The following is a 13,789-nucleotide window of genomic DNA, read 5'->3' on the forward strand; positions in this document are numbered from 1 at the left end:
CCGCAGGACCGGCGGCGGTGCCGGTCGTTAGCGTACGGGTTCATGAGTCCAGTGAGGCGGGCACTGCCCGAGGAGGCCGGCGAAGTCCTGCGACTGCGGCAGGTGATGATCGACTCGATGTCCGCGGACGGCGGCGGGCCGACGGACTGGCACGCCGACTCGCTTCCGGTGCTGCGGGACCGGCTGGCCGACCCGGGCGGCGGTTTCGCGGCCTTCGTCGTGGACCATCCGGACCGGCCGGCCGCGCTGGCCGCGCTGGCCTGCGGGACCGTGGAGTACCGCATCGGCCGGGCCGGGAACCCGCAGGGGCGGGTCGGGCACGTGTTCAGCGTGGCCACCGACCCCGGTGCGCGGCGGCGCGGGTACGCGCGGGCGTGCGTCCAAGAGCTGCTGGAGTGGTTCCGGGCGCAGGGCGTGCGGCAGGTCGACCTCACCGCGTCCGCGCAGGCCGAGTCCCTGTACGCGTCGCTCGGCTTCGTCCGCAAGCCCGACCCGGCGATGCGGCTGTCGCTGTGAGCCGCATAGGCTCGTGCGCATGTCGTTGAGCAGCCTGGCGTCGATCGAGAACTGGCCCGTGCCCGCCGCGGCGGCGGGTGTCGTACGAGCCGACGGGACCGTCCTCGGGACGCACGGCCCCGTCGCCCACCGCTTCCCCCTCGCCTCGGTCACCAAGCCGCTGGCCGCGTACGCGGCGCTGGTGGCGTACGAGGAGGGGGCGATCGAGCTGGACGAGCCGGCCGGCCCGCCCGGGGCGACGGTCCGCCATCTGCTCGCGCACACCTCGGGCCTGGCCTTCGACGAGCACCGGGTGACGGCCCCGCCCGGGGAGCGGCGGCTGTACTCCAACGCCGGGTTCGAGCAGCTCGGGGACCATGTCGCCAAGGCGACGGACATCCCGTTCGCCGAGTACGCGCGGCAGGCGGTGCTGGAGCCGCTGGGCATGACGGCCACCTCGCTCGCGGGCTCCCCGGCGAAGGACGGGGTGTCGACGGTCGAGGACCTGCTGCGGTTCGCGGCGGAGTTGCAGGCGCCCCGGCTGCTGGACCCGCGCACGGTGGCGGAGGCGATGACGGTGCAGTTCCCGGGCACCAAGGGCGTGCTGCCGGGGTACGGGCACCAGAACCCGAACGACTGGGGGCTGGGCTTCGAGATCCGCGACTCCAAGTCCCCGCACTGGACGGGCGGTTCGTCCTCCGCGCGCACCTTCGGGCACTTCGGCCAGTCCGGTACGTTCCTGTGGGTCGACCCGGACGCGAACCTCGCCTGCGCCGCCCTGACCGACCGCGCCTTCGGTCCGTGGGCGATCGAGGCCTGGCCGGTGTTCACGGACTCGGTGCTGGCCGAGACGCGCACCGCCCGCTGACCGTCGCCCGGCCCGCCGGCGTCCGCCAACGCCGCCCGCCCGGGAGGCGGTTCACCTCCGCGTGGACGCCGCGTCGGGCCTCAGCCGGTCATCTCCCAGACCAGCAGCTCCGCCCGGGTCGTCGCCACCGCCGTCAGACCGCGGGCGCCGGTGATCCGGGCCGCGTCGCCGGGGTGCAGCCGCTCGCCGGCCAGCCGCACCTCACCGCGCACGACATGGACGTAGAGGCAGGGCGCGTCGGGCAGGGCGGTGCGCGCGCCCTCGGCCGGGCGGCGGACGTGGAGCGTCGCGCCGGCGGCCGGAACGGCGTAGGGGGTGGCGTCGGCGATGCCGGGAACGACGGTGTACGCCGGGTCGCCGCCGGGTTCCCGGGGCGTCAGCCACATCTGGAGGAAGGCCAGCGGGCCCTCGCCGTCGTTGCGTTCCACGTGCCGTACGCCGGCCGCGGCGCTCAGGTGCTGGACGTCCCCCGGGCGCACCGTCGTCTCGTGGCCCGCGGAGTCGCGGTGGGTCAGCTCGCCCTCGATCACCCAGGTGACGATCTCGGTGTGGCTGTGCGGGTGTTCGCCGAATCCGGCGCCCGGCGCGAGGCGCTCCTCGTTGCAGGCGATCAGCGGGCCGAAGGCCAGGTTGTCCGGGTCGTAGTGCGGGCCGAAGGAGAAGGCGTGGCGGGTCTCGATCCCGGCCGCCGGGTCCCCGCCCGGGTAGCGCTCGGCGGCGCGCCGTACGTCCATCACGATCACCACCGTATCCCCGCGCCGCCCGCCGGATCACCCCCGGCCCGCGGGCCGGGGTGACTCCCCCGCACCCCGCCCCGGCAGCACCGGCCCCACCCGCCCCCGGGATCGCCCCCGTGTCCCCCGCCCGTCTCCACCGGTGACCCGGCGGCGCATGGTGCCGTCCGGATAAGGCACTCTTGTCCCCGTGCCCGAACCCGAATCCCACAGCAGTGATCCCGCAGCATCGAACGTCCATACGCACGCCGCGACCCTGAAACGGCTGGAGAAGTCCTCCGGGAATCTCGCCGCGCAGGCCATCGCGCGGATGGACGAGACCCTGCCGTGGTACCGGGCCATGCCCCCGGAGAACCGTTCCTGGATCGGGCTGGTCGCGCAGGCGGGCATCGCGGCGTTCACCGAGTGGTTCCGGCGGCCGGACGCCCCGCAGGCGATCTCCACCGATGTGTTCGGGACCGCGCCGCGCGAGCTGACCCGGGCCATCACGCTGCGTCAGACCGTGGAGATGGTGCGCACCACCATCGAGGTCATGGAGAGCGCCATCGACGAGGTGGCCGCCCCGGGCGACGAGCGGGTGCTGCGCGAGGCGCTGCTGGTGTACGCGCGGGAGATCGCCTTCGCCACCGCCCAGGTGTACGCGCAGGCCGCGGAGGCCCGCGGCGCCTGGGACGCGCGGCTCGAATCGCTGGTGGTCAACGCCGTGCTCAGCGGCGAGGCCGACGAGGGTGCCGTGAGCCGGGCCGCCGCGCTGGGCTGGAACTCACCCGAGCATGTGTGCGTGCTGCTCGGGACCGCCCCGGACGGGGACAGCGAACTGACCGTGGAGGCGATCCGGCGGGCCGCACGGCACGCCAAGCTCCAGGTCCTCACCGGGGTCCTCGGGGACCGGCTGGTGGTGATCGCCGGCGGCAGCCCCAACCCGCTGGCCGTGGCGAAGTCGCTGATCGGGCCGTACGCGGCCGGGCCGGTGGTGGCCGGTCCCGTCGTGCCGGACCTGCTGGCCGCCACCCGGTCCGCGCAGGCCGCCGCCGCGGGCCTGAAGGCGTGCACCGCGTGGCCGGACGCGCCGCGGCCGGTGCTGGCGGACGATCTGCTGCCGGAGCGCGCGATCGCGGGTGATCCGAGCGCGCGTGAGCAGTTGGTGGAGGAGATCTACAGACCGCTCGAAGAGGCCGGGTCGGCGCTGCTGGAGACCTTGAGTGTCTACCTGGAGCAGGCGAGCAGCCTGGAGGGCGCGGCGCGGATGCTCTTCGTTCACCCGAACACCGTGCGCTACCGGCTCCGACGTGTGACAGACGTCACCGGTTGGTCGCCTTCGGATGTACGATCCGCGTTCACGTTGCGGATCGCGCTGATCCTGGGGCGTCTGGTCGACGGCGACGCCCAGGCATAGGGTTTTGTCGGAGCTCAACAAAAGCCCTTCGTGTTATTCGTCCCTGTCCCCACGGGCGGCCGCGCCCGTCCCCAAGAGAGAGTGTGAGAGTGCTCGTACTCGTCGCTCCCGGCCAGGGCGCCCAGACGCCCGGCTTCCTGACCCCCTGGCTCGAACTCCCCGGTGCCTCGGACCGTGTCGCCGCCTGGTCGGACGCCATCGGTCTGGACCTGGTGCACTACGGCACCAAGGCCGACGCCGACGCCATCCGGGACACCGCCGTGGCCCAGCCGCTGCTGGTCGCCGCCGGGATCCTGTCCGGCGCGGCACTCGGTGCCACCACCGAGTTCACGCCCGGCGCGGTGGCCGGCCACAGCGTCGGTGAGATCACCGCCGCCGCCTTCGCGGGCGTGCTGTCCGACGCCGCCGCCCTGGGCCTGGTCCGCACGCGTGGCCTGGCCATGGCGGACGCCGCCGCGATCACCGAGACCGGCATGTCGGCGCTGCTCGGCGGCGACCCGGAGACCTCGATCGCGCACCTGGAGAAGCTGGGGCTGACCCCGGCGAACATCAACGGCGCGGGCCAGATCGTCGCCGCCGGCACGCTGGAGCAGCTGGCCGCGCTGAACGAGGACAAGCCCGAGGGCGTCCGCAAGGTCGTCCCGCTGAAGGTCGCCGGCGCCTTCCACACCCGGCACATGGCCCCGGCGGTCGAGACGCTGGCCACGGCCGCCGCGGAGCTGTCGCCCGCCGACCCGCGCATCGCCTACGTCTCCAACAAGGACGGCAAGGCCGTCGCGACCGGCGCCGAGGTCCTCGACCGCCTGGTCGGTCAGGTCGCCAACCCGGTGCGCTGGGACCTGTGCATGGAGACCTTCAAGGAGCTGGGCGTCACCGCGCTCATCGAGGTGTGCCCCGGCGGCACGCTGACCGGACTGGCCAAGCGGGCGCTGCCCGGCGTCAAGACGCTGGCCCTGAAGACCCCTGACGACCTCGACGCGGCCCGTGCGCTCATCACCGAGCACGTCGACGCCTGACGCCTAAGGAGCCGTAGATGGCGAAGATCAAGCCCAGCAAGGGAGCCCCGTACGCCCGCATTCTCGGCGTCGGTGGCTACCGCCCGACCCGGGTCGTGCCCAACGAGGTGATCCTGGAGAAGATCGACTCGTCCGACGAGTGGATCCGCTCCCGCTCCGGCATCGAGACCCGGCACTGGGCCGGCCCCGAGGAGACGGTCTCCGCGATGTCGGTCGAGGCGGCCGGCAAGGCGATCGCGGACGCCGGCATCGACGCGTCGCAGATCGGCGCGGTCGTCGTCTCCACCGTGTCGCACTTCAGCCAGACCCCGGCCATCGCCACCGAGATCGCCGACAAGCTCGGCACCGACAAGGCGGCCGCGTTCGACATCTCGGCCGGCTGCGCGGGCTTCGGCTACGGCCTCACCCTGGCCAAGGGCATGGTGGTGGAGGGCTCCGCCGAGTACGTCGTGGTCATCGGCGTGGAGCGGCTGAGCGACCTGACCGACCTGGAGGACCGGGCGACCGCCTTCCTGTTCGGCGACGGCGCGGGCGCGGTCGTCGTGGGCCCCTCCCAGGAGCCGGCCATCGGCCCGACCGTGTGGGGCTCCGAGGGCGACAAGGCCGAGACCATCAAGCAGACCGTCCCGTGGGACCGCTTCCGGATCGGCGACGTGTCCGAGCTTCCCGTGGACAGCGAGGGCAACGTCAAGTTCCCCGCGATCACGCAGGAGGGCCAGGCGGTGTTCCGCTGGGCCGTGTTCGAGATGGCGAAGGTCGCCAAGGAGGCGCTGGACGCCGCCGGGCTTTCGCCGGACGACCTGGATGTCTTCATCCCGCACCAGGCCAATGTGCGGATCATCGACTCGATGGTGAAGACTCTCAAGCTGCCGGAGCATGTCACGGTCGCCCGCGACATCCGTACCACCGGCAACACCTCGGCCGCCTCGATCCCGCTCGCCATGGAGCGGCTCCTGGCGACCGGGGAGGCGAAGAGCGGCGACACCGCGCTCGTCATCGGATTCGGGGCGGGTCTCGTCTACGCCGCCACGGTCGTTACCCTCCCCTAGGCACTCCGTGCCGGATCATGCGGTTCGGCAAGGGGACAACTGCCACAAACCGTCTGGATTATCGAAGAAGGAGCGCCTGACATGGCCGCCACCCAGGAAGAGATCGTCGAAGGTCTCGCCGAAATCGTGAACGAGATCGCCGGCATCCCGGTTGAGGACGTCCAGCTGGACAAGTCCTTCACCGACGACCTGGACGTCGACTCGCTGTCCATGGTCGAGGTCGTCGTCGCCGCCGAGGAGCGCTTCGACGTGAAGATCCCCGACGAGGACGTCAAGAACCTCAAGACCGTCGGCGACGCGACCGAGTACATCCTCAAGCACCAGGCCTGAGCCACTCGCTGAGGCCGCACGGCCGTCAGGCTGTACAGCCCCGCCACCCGGCGGTGGCGCCGTAGATTCCCGCATCCGTTGGAGAAAGAATTCCCGTGAGCCCGACCAATCGCACCGTGGTCGTCACCGGTATCGGCGCAACCACACCGCTGGGTGGCGACGCATCCTCGTTCTGGGAGGCCCTGGTCGCCGGCACGTCCGGTGTCCGTCTGCTGGAGGAGGACTGGGCGGCGGACCTCCCGGTCCGCATCGCCGCCCGGGTCGCCGTCGAGCCGGGTGAGATCATCCCCCGGCCGCAGGCCCGCAAGCTGGACCGTTCGGCGCAGTTCGCGCTGATCGCCGCCCGGGAGGCCTGGCAGGACGCCGGCTTCACCGCCCGGGCCGGCGAGGACGCGTCCGTGAACCCCGACCGTCTCGGTACGGTGATCGCCTCCGGGATCGGCGGCGTGACCACGCTTCTGGACCAGTACGACGTGCTGCGCGAGAAGGGTGTGCGCCGCGTCTCCCCGCACACCGTGCCGATGCTGATGCCCAACTCCCCGGCGGCCAACGTCGGTATCGAGCTGGGCGCCCGCGCCGGTGTGCACACCCCGGTGTCGGCCTGCGCCTCGGGCGCCGAGGCCATCGGGTACGCGATCGAGATGATCCGCACCGGGCGTGCGGACGTGGTCGTGGCCGGTGGCACCGAGGCCGCGATCCACGCGCTGCCCATCGCCGCGTTCGGCAACATGATGGCGATGTCCAAGAACAACGACGACCCGGCGGGCGCGTCCCGGCCGTTCGACTCCGGTCGTGACGGCTTCGTGCTCGGCGAGGGCGCCGGTGTGATCATCCTGGAGTCCGAGGAGCACGCGAAGGCCCGCGGCGCCCGGATCTACGTCGAGGCCGTCGGCCAGGGCATCTCCGCCGACAGCCACCACATCACGCAGCCGGAGCCGTCCGGCAACGGCATCGCGCACGCGCTGCAGAACCTGCTGGACAACACGGACCTGAAGCCGGCCGAGATCGTGCACGTCAACGCGCACGCCACGTCCACCCCGCAGGGTGACGTCGCCGAGATCAAGGCGCTGTGGAAGGTGTTCGGCGACGACGTCGAGCACATGGCGATCTCCGCGACCAAGTCGATGACCGGTCATCTGCTCGGCGGTGCCGGCGGTATCGAGACCGTGGCGTCGATCCTGGCGCTGGTGAACCGTACGGCGCCGCCGACCATCAATGTCGCGGACCTCGACCCCGAGGTGAACGCGGACATCGTGGTGGGCGAGGCGCGCCGGCTGCCCGAGGGCCGGATCGCCGCGCTGAACGACTCGTTCGGGTTCGGCGGGCACAACGTGGCCCTGGCGTTCCGCACCCTCTGAGACATGCGAGAAGGGCCCCCACCGGCCGGTGGGGGCCCTTCTCGTACGTCCGGGTCGCGCGCCCTCTCACACCACCTGGTGCAGCCAGCGCACCGGGGCGCCCTCGCCCGCGTACCTGAAGGGTTCCAGTTCGTCGTCCCAGGGCTTGCCCAGGAGCTTGGCCAGTTCGGCCGCCAGGTCGCTCTCGCCGCGCTGGGCGCGAGTGAGGGCGGCGCGCAGCCGGTCCTCGGGGATGAGGATGTCGCCGTGGATGCCGGTGACGGCGTGGAAGATGCCCAGCTCGGGGGTGCAGCTGTAGCGCTCGCCCTCGGCGGTCGGGCAGGGCTCGGCGGTGACCTCGAAGCGCAGCAGGTGCCAGCCGCGCAGCGCGGAGGCGAGCTGGGAGGCGGTGCCGGCCCGGCCCTGCCAGGAGAACTCGGAGCGCCAGGTGCCGGGGGCCGCGGGCTGCCGGATCCAGTCCAGGTTGACGCGCGTGCCGAGCACCCCCGCGACGGCCCACTCGACGTGCGGGCACAGCGCGCGCGGCGCGGAGTGCACGTACAGAACTCCACGTGTCGTCACCGGAACCTCCGGGCAGAGCGGGACATCTTGCTGGCTGGCCGGCGGCCGTGGCGCGACGGCCGCACTGATGGCGAGGCTACCCTGCGGCGGCGCAAGGAGTGTGACGTACCGTCGGTCCAGGCGCCAGGAATCCTCCGCCATTCACCCAGGGGGACGCTTGTACGGGGTCCGTTCGTTCCAGCGGGCCGGGCGCCGGGAACCCTCGCACGTTGTGATGGGGGGAGACACCCGACATCGAGCGAGGAGATCTGCGGGAATGCGGAAGCGAAGCCACCGTGCGCGGGCCGCGCTGGCCGTCGCGGCGGCCGCCGTGCTGGGCCTCGCCGGATGTGACGCCGGGGGCTCGCCCGCGGCCGAGGGCACCAGGGCGCGGGCCGTGCGGGCCCCGGTGTGGAACCGCACGCCGGCCTCGATCGCCGCGGTGGGCGACTCCATCACCCGGGGCTTCGACGCGTGCACGGTGCTGTCGGACTGTCCGGAGGTGTCGTGGGCGACGGGCAGCGACGCCAGGGTGGACTCGCTCGCGGTACGGCTGCTCGGTGCGACCGGGGCGGCGACGCACAGCTGGAACTACGCGATGACCGGCGCCCGGATGGCGGATCTCACCCGGCAGATGCGCGAGGCGGCGGCGCGGGACCCGGAGCTGGTGACGGTGATGGTGGGCGCCAACGACGCCTGCCGTTCCTCCACCCGGGCGATGACGCCGGTGGCCGGGTTCCGCGCGGACTTCGAGGAGGCGCTGCGGGCGCTGCGCGCGACCCGTCCGACGACGCAGGTGTACGTGGCGAGCGTGCCGAACCTGAAGCGGCTGTGGGAGCAGGGGCGGGACAATCCGCTGGGCAAGGAGGTCTGGAAGCTCGGCATCTGCCCCTCGATGCTGGGTGACGCGGACGACCTGGGCGAGTCGGCGGCGCGCCGGCGGGACCGGGTGCAGGAGCGGGTGGTGGCGTACAACAAGGTGCTCAAGGAGGTCTGCGCCCAGGACCGGCGCTGCCGCTTCGACGGGAACGCGGTGTACGACTACCGGTTCGGCACCGACCAGCTGAGCCACTGGGACTGGTTCCACCCCAGCAGGGACGGCCAGGCGCGGCTCGCGGCGATCGCCTACCGGACCGTCACCGGACCGGATCCGGCACGATCCAAACGAGAGGCCCTGGATCAACGGTGACCTAGGGTTTTCCGCATGAGTGAACTCTTCGGCACACTTCCCGACGGCACCGAGGTCCATCGCTGGACGCTGGAGCGGGGCGGGACACGGGTGGAGGTCCTGACCTATGGCGGGGTCGTGCGGTCGGTGCGGGTGCCGGACCGGGAGGGCCGGCCGGCCGAGGTGGCGCTGGGGTTCGCCGCCCTGGACGGTTACCTCGCGCATCCGGACCCGTATCTGGGCGCGCTGATCGGCCGTTACGCCAACCGGCTGGCGGGCGCGCGGTTCCCGCTGGACGACCGGGTGTACGCCCTGGAGCCGAACGAGGGGCCGAACCTGCTGCACGGCGGTGCGCGGGGCTTCGACAAGCGGGTGTGGGCGGCGGCGCCGGTCGAGCACGGGGTGCGGCTGAGCCGGGTGAGCCCGCACGGCGAGGAGGGCTTCCCGGGCACCGTGGAGGTGGCGGTGACGTACTCCCTGTCCGCGTCGGGCGCGCTGCGGATCTCGTACGAGGCGACGACGGACGCGCCGACGGTGCTCAGCCTCACCAACCACAGCTACTTCAACCTGGCCGGTGCCGAGTCCGGTTCCGCGGGCGGGCACGAACTCCGGCTCGACGCCTCCCGGTTCACCCCGGTCGACGAGGGGCTGATCCCGACGGGCGAGCTGCGGGACGTGGCGGATTCGCGCCTCGACTTCCGTACGGCGCGCAAGGTGGGTTCGGGCTACGACCACAACTACGTGCTGGACAAGGGGGTCACGCGGACGGCGCAGGAGGTCGCCGAGCTGCACGACCCCGGCTCCGGGCGCACGCTCACCGTCTCGACGACCGAGCCGGGCCTCCAGCTCTACACGGGCGACCACTTGCCGGAGCCGTTCAGCCCGGGGGCCGGAATCGCCCTGGAGACGCAGCACTTCCCCGACTCCCCGCACCACCCCGCCTTTCCCTCCACGGTGTTGCGGCCCGGCGAGGTGTACCGCTCGGAGACGGTGTACGCGTTCTCGACGCGCTGAACGCGCGGAACGCGCCGAGTGTCCCCCGGCCGGTGCGGGCCGGGGGACGCCGGGGCGGTCAGACGGTGGCGGTCCGTCCGGTGACCGGGCAGGTGGCGGCCGCCGCCGCGCCGAGGGCGGCGGTCCTGGCGGCGGGCGCGGTGCCGTCGAGCTGCTTGAGGATCTCCTTGGAGAGCAGGTCCTCCTTGCCCTTGAGGGCGTCGGCGACGTCCAGGGCGGAGTTGAAGACCATCTCGGCCGCCACGTTGTCCTGGACGATGCGGGCGAGGTTGTCCAGGGCCACGCCGATCGGGTCCGCGGGGGTCTCCGCGGTCGGCAGGTCGACGAGGTGGGTGTCCACCTTCGCCTGGTTCATGGTGCGCCGGATGATGATGGACGCCTGGTTCAGTTCGGCGGTCGTCCAGATCGACAGCACCATGACGTACAGGTCGCTCCACGCGGTTTCGCCGATCAGCGCCCGCCACCGTTTCATCAGCGCCTCGATGCCGGTGATCTGCGCGGTGGAGGCGAAGGTCATGTTGACCCGGATGGACGGGTACACGGTGGCGGCGAACTGGTTGAAGGCCACCATGTCGAAGGACTTGGCGCCGAGGGCGGTGTCGATGAACCGGATGGCCTCGGTGAGGATGGTGTTGCTGGAGGTCTCCAGGTCGGCGGGGAGGTTCGCCGTGGGCAGCTTGGTGCGGGCCGCGTTGAGCGTGGCCCGGAAGCTGGTCAGCGGGGTGATCCAGCCGGTGTCGCCCGCGGCCTTGAAGGCGACCATGGCCAGGTCGTGCGGGTCGATGCGGTCGGCGTTGGGGATGTTCGGCACCTTGCCGCCGAGGTAGGCGGCGATCACCGAGTAGATGCCGAGGGGCACGTGGGCGATGGACTTGGCCAGTTCGAAGTACTCGGGCACCGGGTCCACCGTCTCGACCTGGACGCCCTTGTCGATCAGGGTGAAGCGCCCGCCGACGGCGTTGTTCTGCACGACGACGACCGGGCTGAGATGCTTGATCAGTTCTGCCTTCAGGGACGCGTAGTTGGCGCGCATCCCGGAGTTGACGCCGCGTATCGCGTCCCGCGCGGCCTTCTCGTCGGTCGCGGTGGTCGCGGCCGAGGCGTTGGTGGCCGCCTGGGTCTCCATCAGCAGGGTGGCTGCCCCTACGGCGGAAACGGTCCCCAGAAATCCTCTGCGAGTGGTCATGCCCCGTCTTTCCGTGATCGGTGATCGGTTCTTCGTGGGGTGGGGGGAAAGGCGTGGGGGGCGTGGGGGGGGTTCGTGGGGGTGGGCCGGCCTGCCGGTGTGTCCGGTCGCCGGCGGGCCGGCCGGTCCATGGGTGCCCGGGGGCACCGGCGGCGTACGCCGCGGCGGCTCAGGTCAGGGACTTCTGCGACGGCACCACGACGCCGTAGAGGTCCTGGACCGTGGCGAGGGCGGCCTCGTGCACCTGCCGTGCGGGGACGCCCTCGGGGTCGCCCTTCAGCGGCAGCGGCCGGGTGGCCGAGGCGTCGGCGACGACGGTGGGGTGGTAGCCGGCCAGGAAGGCGCCCTGCGTGGTGAACAGGACGCACATGTTGGTCATGAAGCCGGCGACGATGACGTTCTTGCGCCCGGCCTGCTCGACCCGCTGCGCGAGATCGGTGCCGTGGAAGCCGTCCGGAACGCTCTTGCGGACGACCGGCTCGCCCTTCGCGGGCTTGAGGTCGGGGATGATCCGTCCCGCCTTCGACGAGAGGTCGTAGCCCTTGTCGACGATGTGGATGACCGGCGTGCCCGCCGCGCGGGCCCGGTTCAGCAGGGCCTTGGCGTTGGCCACGGCCGGCTTCCAGCCGTCGAGTTCCATGACACCGTCGGTGTAGGTGTTCTGGTAGTCGACCAGGATGAGCGTGGCGTCGGAGAGCGTGGCCGGGGTCTCGTCGAAGCCGTTGAGCTCGCGCAGCGTCGTGGTGTCCGCGGCGGCGTTCGTCCGTGCGGCGGGCGCGGCGGCCGGCTTCCCGGAGGAGGAGTCCGGCGAGCCGGAGCCGCACGCGGCGAGCGTGGCGGTGAGGAGGGCGGCGGTGCCGAGCGCGGCGATGCGACGCGTTGACCTCATCGGCCGAGTTCCTCCTGGGACGGGACGACGACCCCGTACAGGTCGGCGATGGTGGCGAGGGCGCTGAGGTGCACGCCCTGGGCGTCCAGTTCCGTTCCGTTGACCGGCAGTGCGCGGGTGGCGCAGGCGTCGGCCACCACGGTGGGCCGGTTGCCGCGCAGGAAGGCGCCCTGGGCGGTGAAGGCCACGCACATGTGGGTCATGAAGCCGGCGATGACCAGATCGCCACGGCCCGCCTCGTCCACCAGCCGGCCCAGTTCGGTGCCGTGGAAGGCGTCGGGGGCCTGCTTGACGACGACGGGCTCGCCGTCGGCCGCGGCCACGCTCGGGTGGATCCGCCCGATCTCGGCGCGGATGTCGTACGGCGTGCCCTCGCCGCCGTCGTTGACGACGTGGATGACCTTGGCGCCCTCGCGGCGGGCGCGTGCCAGCAGCCGGGCGGCGGCGTCGAGGGCCGGCTGCCAGCCGTCCAGCTCCATCACACCGGTGGTGTAGGTGTTCTGGTAGTCGATCAGGACGAGGGTGGAATCGGCCAGCTTCGCGGGGGTCTCGTCGAAGCCGTTGAGCTGACGCAGCGTCGTTCTGGGCATGGAATACCGCCTGAGGGATCGGGAGTTGGCGAGGCAGCGCGCCGTGCGGCGGCTTGCGCTATGACGCTATGGCCCGTCCCGTCGCGTCGGCAATGACGTCTAGCATGCAGAAACCGACATCGCGCAGACCGGTGTCGTCCCGGCCGTCCGGAGGGGTTCGTGCGCACCGCCCACCAGCTGATCGTGATCGTCCTGTTCGACCAGGTCGACCTGCTCGACGTCACCGGGCCGCCGGAGGTCTTCCACCTCGCGCGGCGCGAGACGGAGGAGGCCGCCGCGTACGACGTGGTGCTCGCCGCCGAGACCATGGACCCCGTGGTCACGGCCGCCGGGGTACGGGTACTGCCCGACGTCACCTTCGGTGACCTCGCGGCGCGGAGCATCGACACGGTGATCGTGCCGGGGGCGGTGGAGGTGGACGGCGACCATCGCGTGCACCCGCTGGTGGACCCGGCGCTGGTGCGGCGGGTGCGGGAACTCGCCGACCGCACCCGCCGGGTGGCCTCCGTCTGCGTCGGCGCGCACATCCTCGCGGCGGCCGGACTGCTCGACGGCAAGCGCGCCACCACGCACTGGTCGACCGCGCGGCAACTGGCCGCCGACCACCCGGCGGTGGCGGTCGACGCCGACCCGATCTTCATCCGGCAGGGGAACGTGTGGACCGGCGCGGGCATCAGCGCCTGTCTCGATCTCTCCCTCGCGCTGATCGCCGACGACCTCGGCGAGGCCGTGGCGCTGCGGGTCGCCCGGCAACTGGTGATGTACCTGAAACGGCCCAGCGGGCAGAGCCAGTTCAGCGTCCCCCTGGAACAGGTCTCCACGACGCGGCGCATCGAGGATCTGCGCCACTACGTGCTGCGCCACATCGCCGAGCCGCTGACCGTCGCCCAGCTCGCCGCACACGCCCACATCAGCGACCGGCAGCTCACCAGGATCTTCAAGAACGAGCTGGGCACGACCCCGCACGCCTACATCGAGTCGGTGCGCGTCGAACACGCGCGCAACCAGCTGGAGTCCACCGACGCCACGCTCGAACGCATCGCGGCCGCCTGCGGGTTCGGCACCCTCGACACCCTGGTCCGGGCCTTCCGGCGCAGGCTGGACACCACACCGACCGAGTACCGGCGCCGGTTCCGGACCGCTCCCGAGTGAGCCC

15 protein-coding genes are annotated in these 13,789 nt (G+C 72.2%); 10 read left to right on the forward strand and 5 right to left on the reverse strand.

Features of this window, described 5'->3' with window-relative positions; genetic code table 11:
• Positions 1–42: 42 nt before the first annotated feature.
• A complete protein-coding gene (locus ACSP97_RS11900) occupies positions 43–516 on the forward strand; it encodes a GNAT family N-acetyltransferase (RefSeq protein WP_355144370.1) in 474 nt (157 codons plus the stop codon).
• Between the two features lie 19 nt (positions 517–535).
• Complete coding sequence (locus tag ACSP97_RS11905; RefSeq protein WP_440557434.1) at positions 536–1,363, forward strand: serine hydrolase domain-containing protein; 828 nt, start codon at positions 536–538, stop codon at positions 1,361–1,363.
• A gap of 80 nt (positions 1,364–1,443) precedes the next feature.
• On the opposite strand, the gene ACSP97_RS11910 is transcribed toward ACSP97_RS11905, so the two are convergent.
• Entirely contained in the window at positions 1,444–2,097 is a 654-nt protein-coding gene (locus tag ACSP97_RS11910; RefSeq protein WP_355145082.1) for a pirin family protein, read from the reverse strand.
• Between the two features lie 190 nt (positions 2,098–2,287).
• On the opposite strand from ACSP97_RS11910, the gene ACSP97_RS11915 reads away from it, so the two are divergent.
• From ACSP97_RS11915 to fabF, 5 genes are all read left to right on the forward strand, one after another.
• Entirely contained in the window at positions 2,288–3,493 is a 1,206-nt protein-coding gene (locus ACSP97_RS11915; RefSeq protein ID WP_355144374.1) for a PucR family transcriptional regulator, read from the forward strand.
• Positions 3,494–3,582: 89 nt separating this feature from the next.
• Entirely contained in the window at positions 3,583–4,509 is a 927-nt protein-coding gene (locus ACSP97_RS11920; RefSeq protein WP_355144376.1) for an ACP S-malonyltransferase, read from the forward strand.
• A 17-nt stretch (positions 4,510–4,526) separates the two neighbouring features.
• On the forward strand, positions 4,527–5,558 hold the full coding sequence (locus ACSP97_RS11925) for a ketoacyl-ACP synthase III (RefSeq protein ID WP_355144378.1): 1,032 nt from the start codon (positions 4,527–4,529) through the stop codon (positions 5,556–5,558).
• An 81-nt stretch (positions 5,559–5,639) separates the two neighbouring features.
• A complete protein-coding gene (locus tag ACSP97_RS11930; RefSeq protein WP_070027634.1) occupies positions 5,640–5,888 on the forward strand; it encodes an acyl carrier protein in 249 nt (82 codons plus the stop codon).
• Between the two features lie 95 nt (positions 5,889–5,983).
• Complete coding sequence (fabF, locus tag ACSP97_RS11935) at positions 5,984–7,246, forward strand: beta-ketoacyl-ACP synthase II (protein WP_146467778.1); 1,263 nt, start codon at positions 5,984–5,986, stop codon at positions 7,244–7,246.
• Between the two features lie 66 nt (positions 7,247–7,312).
• On the opposite strand, the gene ACSP97_RS11940 is transcribed toward fabF, so the two are convergent.
• A complete protein-coding gene (locus tag ACSP97_RS11940) occupies positions 7,313–7,807 on the reverse strand; it encodes a DUF3145 domain-containing protein (protein ID WP_355144382.1) in 495 nt (164 codons plus the stop codon).
• 256 nt (positions 7,808–8,063) lie between these two features.
• Here ACSP97_RS11940 and ACSP97_RS11945 point away from each other — a divergent pair, with 256 nt between their 5' ends.
• Positions 8,064–8,975, forward strand: a complete 912-nt coding sequence (locus ACSP97_RS11945) for an SGNH/GDSL hydrolase family protein (protein ID WP_355529330.1) — start codon at positions 8,064–8,066, stop codon at positions 8,973–8,975.
• A 15-nt stretch (positions 8,976–8,990) separates the two neighbouring features.
• Positions 8,991–9,968 carry an aldose epimerase family protein gene (locus tag ACSP97_RS11950; RefSeq protein ID WP_358271395.1) on the forward strand — a complete coding sequence of 326 codons (978 nt, stop codon included), beginning with the start codon at positions 8,991–8,993 and terminating at the stop codon, positions 9,966–9,968.
• A 58-nt stretch (positions 9,969–10,026) separates the two neighbouring features.
• On the opposite strand, the gene ACSP97_RS11955 is transcribed toward ACSP97_RS11950, so the two are convergent.
• From ACSP97_RS11955 to ACSP97_RS11965, 3 genes are all read right to left on the reverse strand, one after another.
• On the reverse strand, positions 10,027–11,154 hold the full coding sequence (locus ACSP97_RS11955; RefSeq protein WP_358675363.1) for a hypothetical protein: 1,128 nt from the start codon (positions 11,152–11,154) through the stop codon (positions 10,027–10,029).
• Positions 11,155–11,323: 169 nt separating this feature from the next.
• Positions 11,324–12,043 (reverse strand): cysteine hydrolase family protein, encoded by a 720-nt coding sequence (locus ACSP97_RS11960; RefSeq protein WP_355323854.1) that lies wholly within the window; start codon positions 12,041–12,043, stop codon positions 11,324–11,326.
• Positions 12,040–12,633 (reverse strand): cysteine hydrolase family protein, encoded by a 594-nt coding sequence (locus ACSP97_RS11965; RefSeq protein WP_355144392.1) that lies wholly within the window; start codon positions 12,631–12,633, stop codon positions 12,040–12,042. Before ACSP97_RS11965 ends, ACSP97_RS11960 begins: the two co-directional genes overlap by 4 nt.
• Positions 12,634–12,792: 159 nt before the next feature.
• On the opposite strand from ACSP97_RS11965, the gene ACSP97_RS11970 reads away from it, so the two are divergent.
• Positions 12,793–13,785, forward strand: a complete 993-nt coding sequence (locus tag ACSP97_RS11970) for a GlxA family transcriptional regulator (RefSeq protein ID WP_358271389.1) — start codon at positions 12,793–12,795, stop codon at positions 13,783–13,785.
• Positions 13,786–13,789: the final 4 nt, after the last annotated feature.

The sequence above is a fragment of the Streptomyces sp. SCPE 10 genome, assembly GCF_051980735.1.
In the GTDB taxonomy this organism is placed as follows: domain Bacteria; phylum Actinomycetota; class Actinomycetes; order Streptomycetales; family Streptomycetaceae; genus Streptomyces; species Streptomyces misionensis.

What these genes read in the sequence shown, in the direction of transcription:
- ACSP97_RS11900 (WP_355144370.1), top strand. Translation starts at nt 43, where the DNA reads ATGAGTCCAGTGAGGCGGGCACTGCCCGAGGAGGCCGGCGAAGTCCTG.
- ACSP97_RS11905 (WP_440557434.1), top strand. Translation starts at nt 536, where the DNA reads ATGTCGTTGAGCAGCCTGGCGTCGATCGAGAACTGGCCCGTGCCCGCC.
- ACSP97_RS11910 (WP_355145082.1), bottom strand. Translation starts at nt 2,097, where the DNA reads ATGGACGTACGGCGCGCCGCCGAGCGCTACCCGGGCGGGGACCCGGCG.
- ACSP97_RS11925 (WP_355144378.1), top strand. Translation starts at nt 4,527, where the DNA reads ATGGCGAAGATCAAGCCCAGCAAGGGAGCCCCGTACGCCCGCATTCTC.
- ACSP97_RS11930 (WP_070027634.1), top strand. Translation starts at nt 5,640, where the DNA reads ATGGCCGCCACCCAGGAAGAGATCGTCGAAGGTCTCGCCGAAATCGTG.
- ACSP97_RS11945 (WP_355529330.1), top strand. Translation starts at nt 8,064, where the DNA reads ATGCGGAAGCGAAGCCACCGTGCGCGGGCCGCGCTGGCCGTCGCGGCG.
- ACSP97_RS11950 (WP_358271395.1), top strand. Translation starts at nt 8,991, where the DNA reads ATGAGTGAACTCTTCGGCACACTTCCCGACGGCACCGAGGTCCATCGC.
- ACSP97_RS11955 (WP_358675363.1), bottom strand. Translation starts at nt 11,154, where the DNA reads ATGACCACTCGCAGAGGATTTCTGGGGACCGTTTCCGCCGTAGGGGCA.
- ACSP97_RS11960 (WP_355323854.1), bottom strand. Translation starts at nt 12,043, where the DNA reads ATGAGGTCAACGCGTCGCATCGCCGCGCTCGGCACCGCCGCCCTCCTC.
- ACSP97_RS11965 (WP_355144392.1), bottom strand. Translation starts at nt 12,633, where the DNA reads ATGCCCAGAACGACGCTGCGTCAGCTCAACGGCTTCGACGAGACCCCC.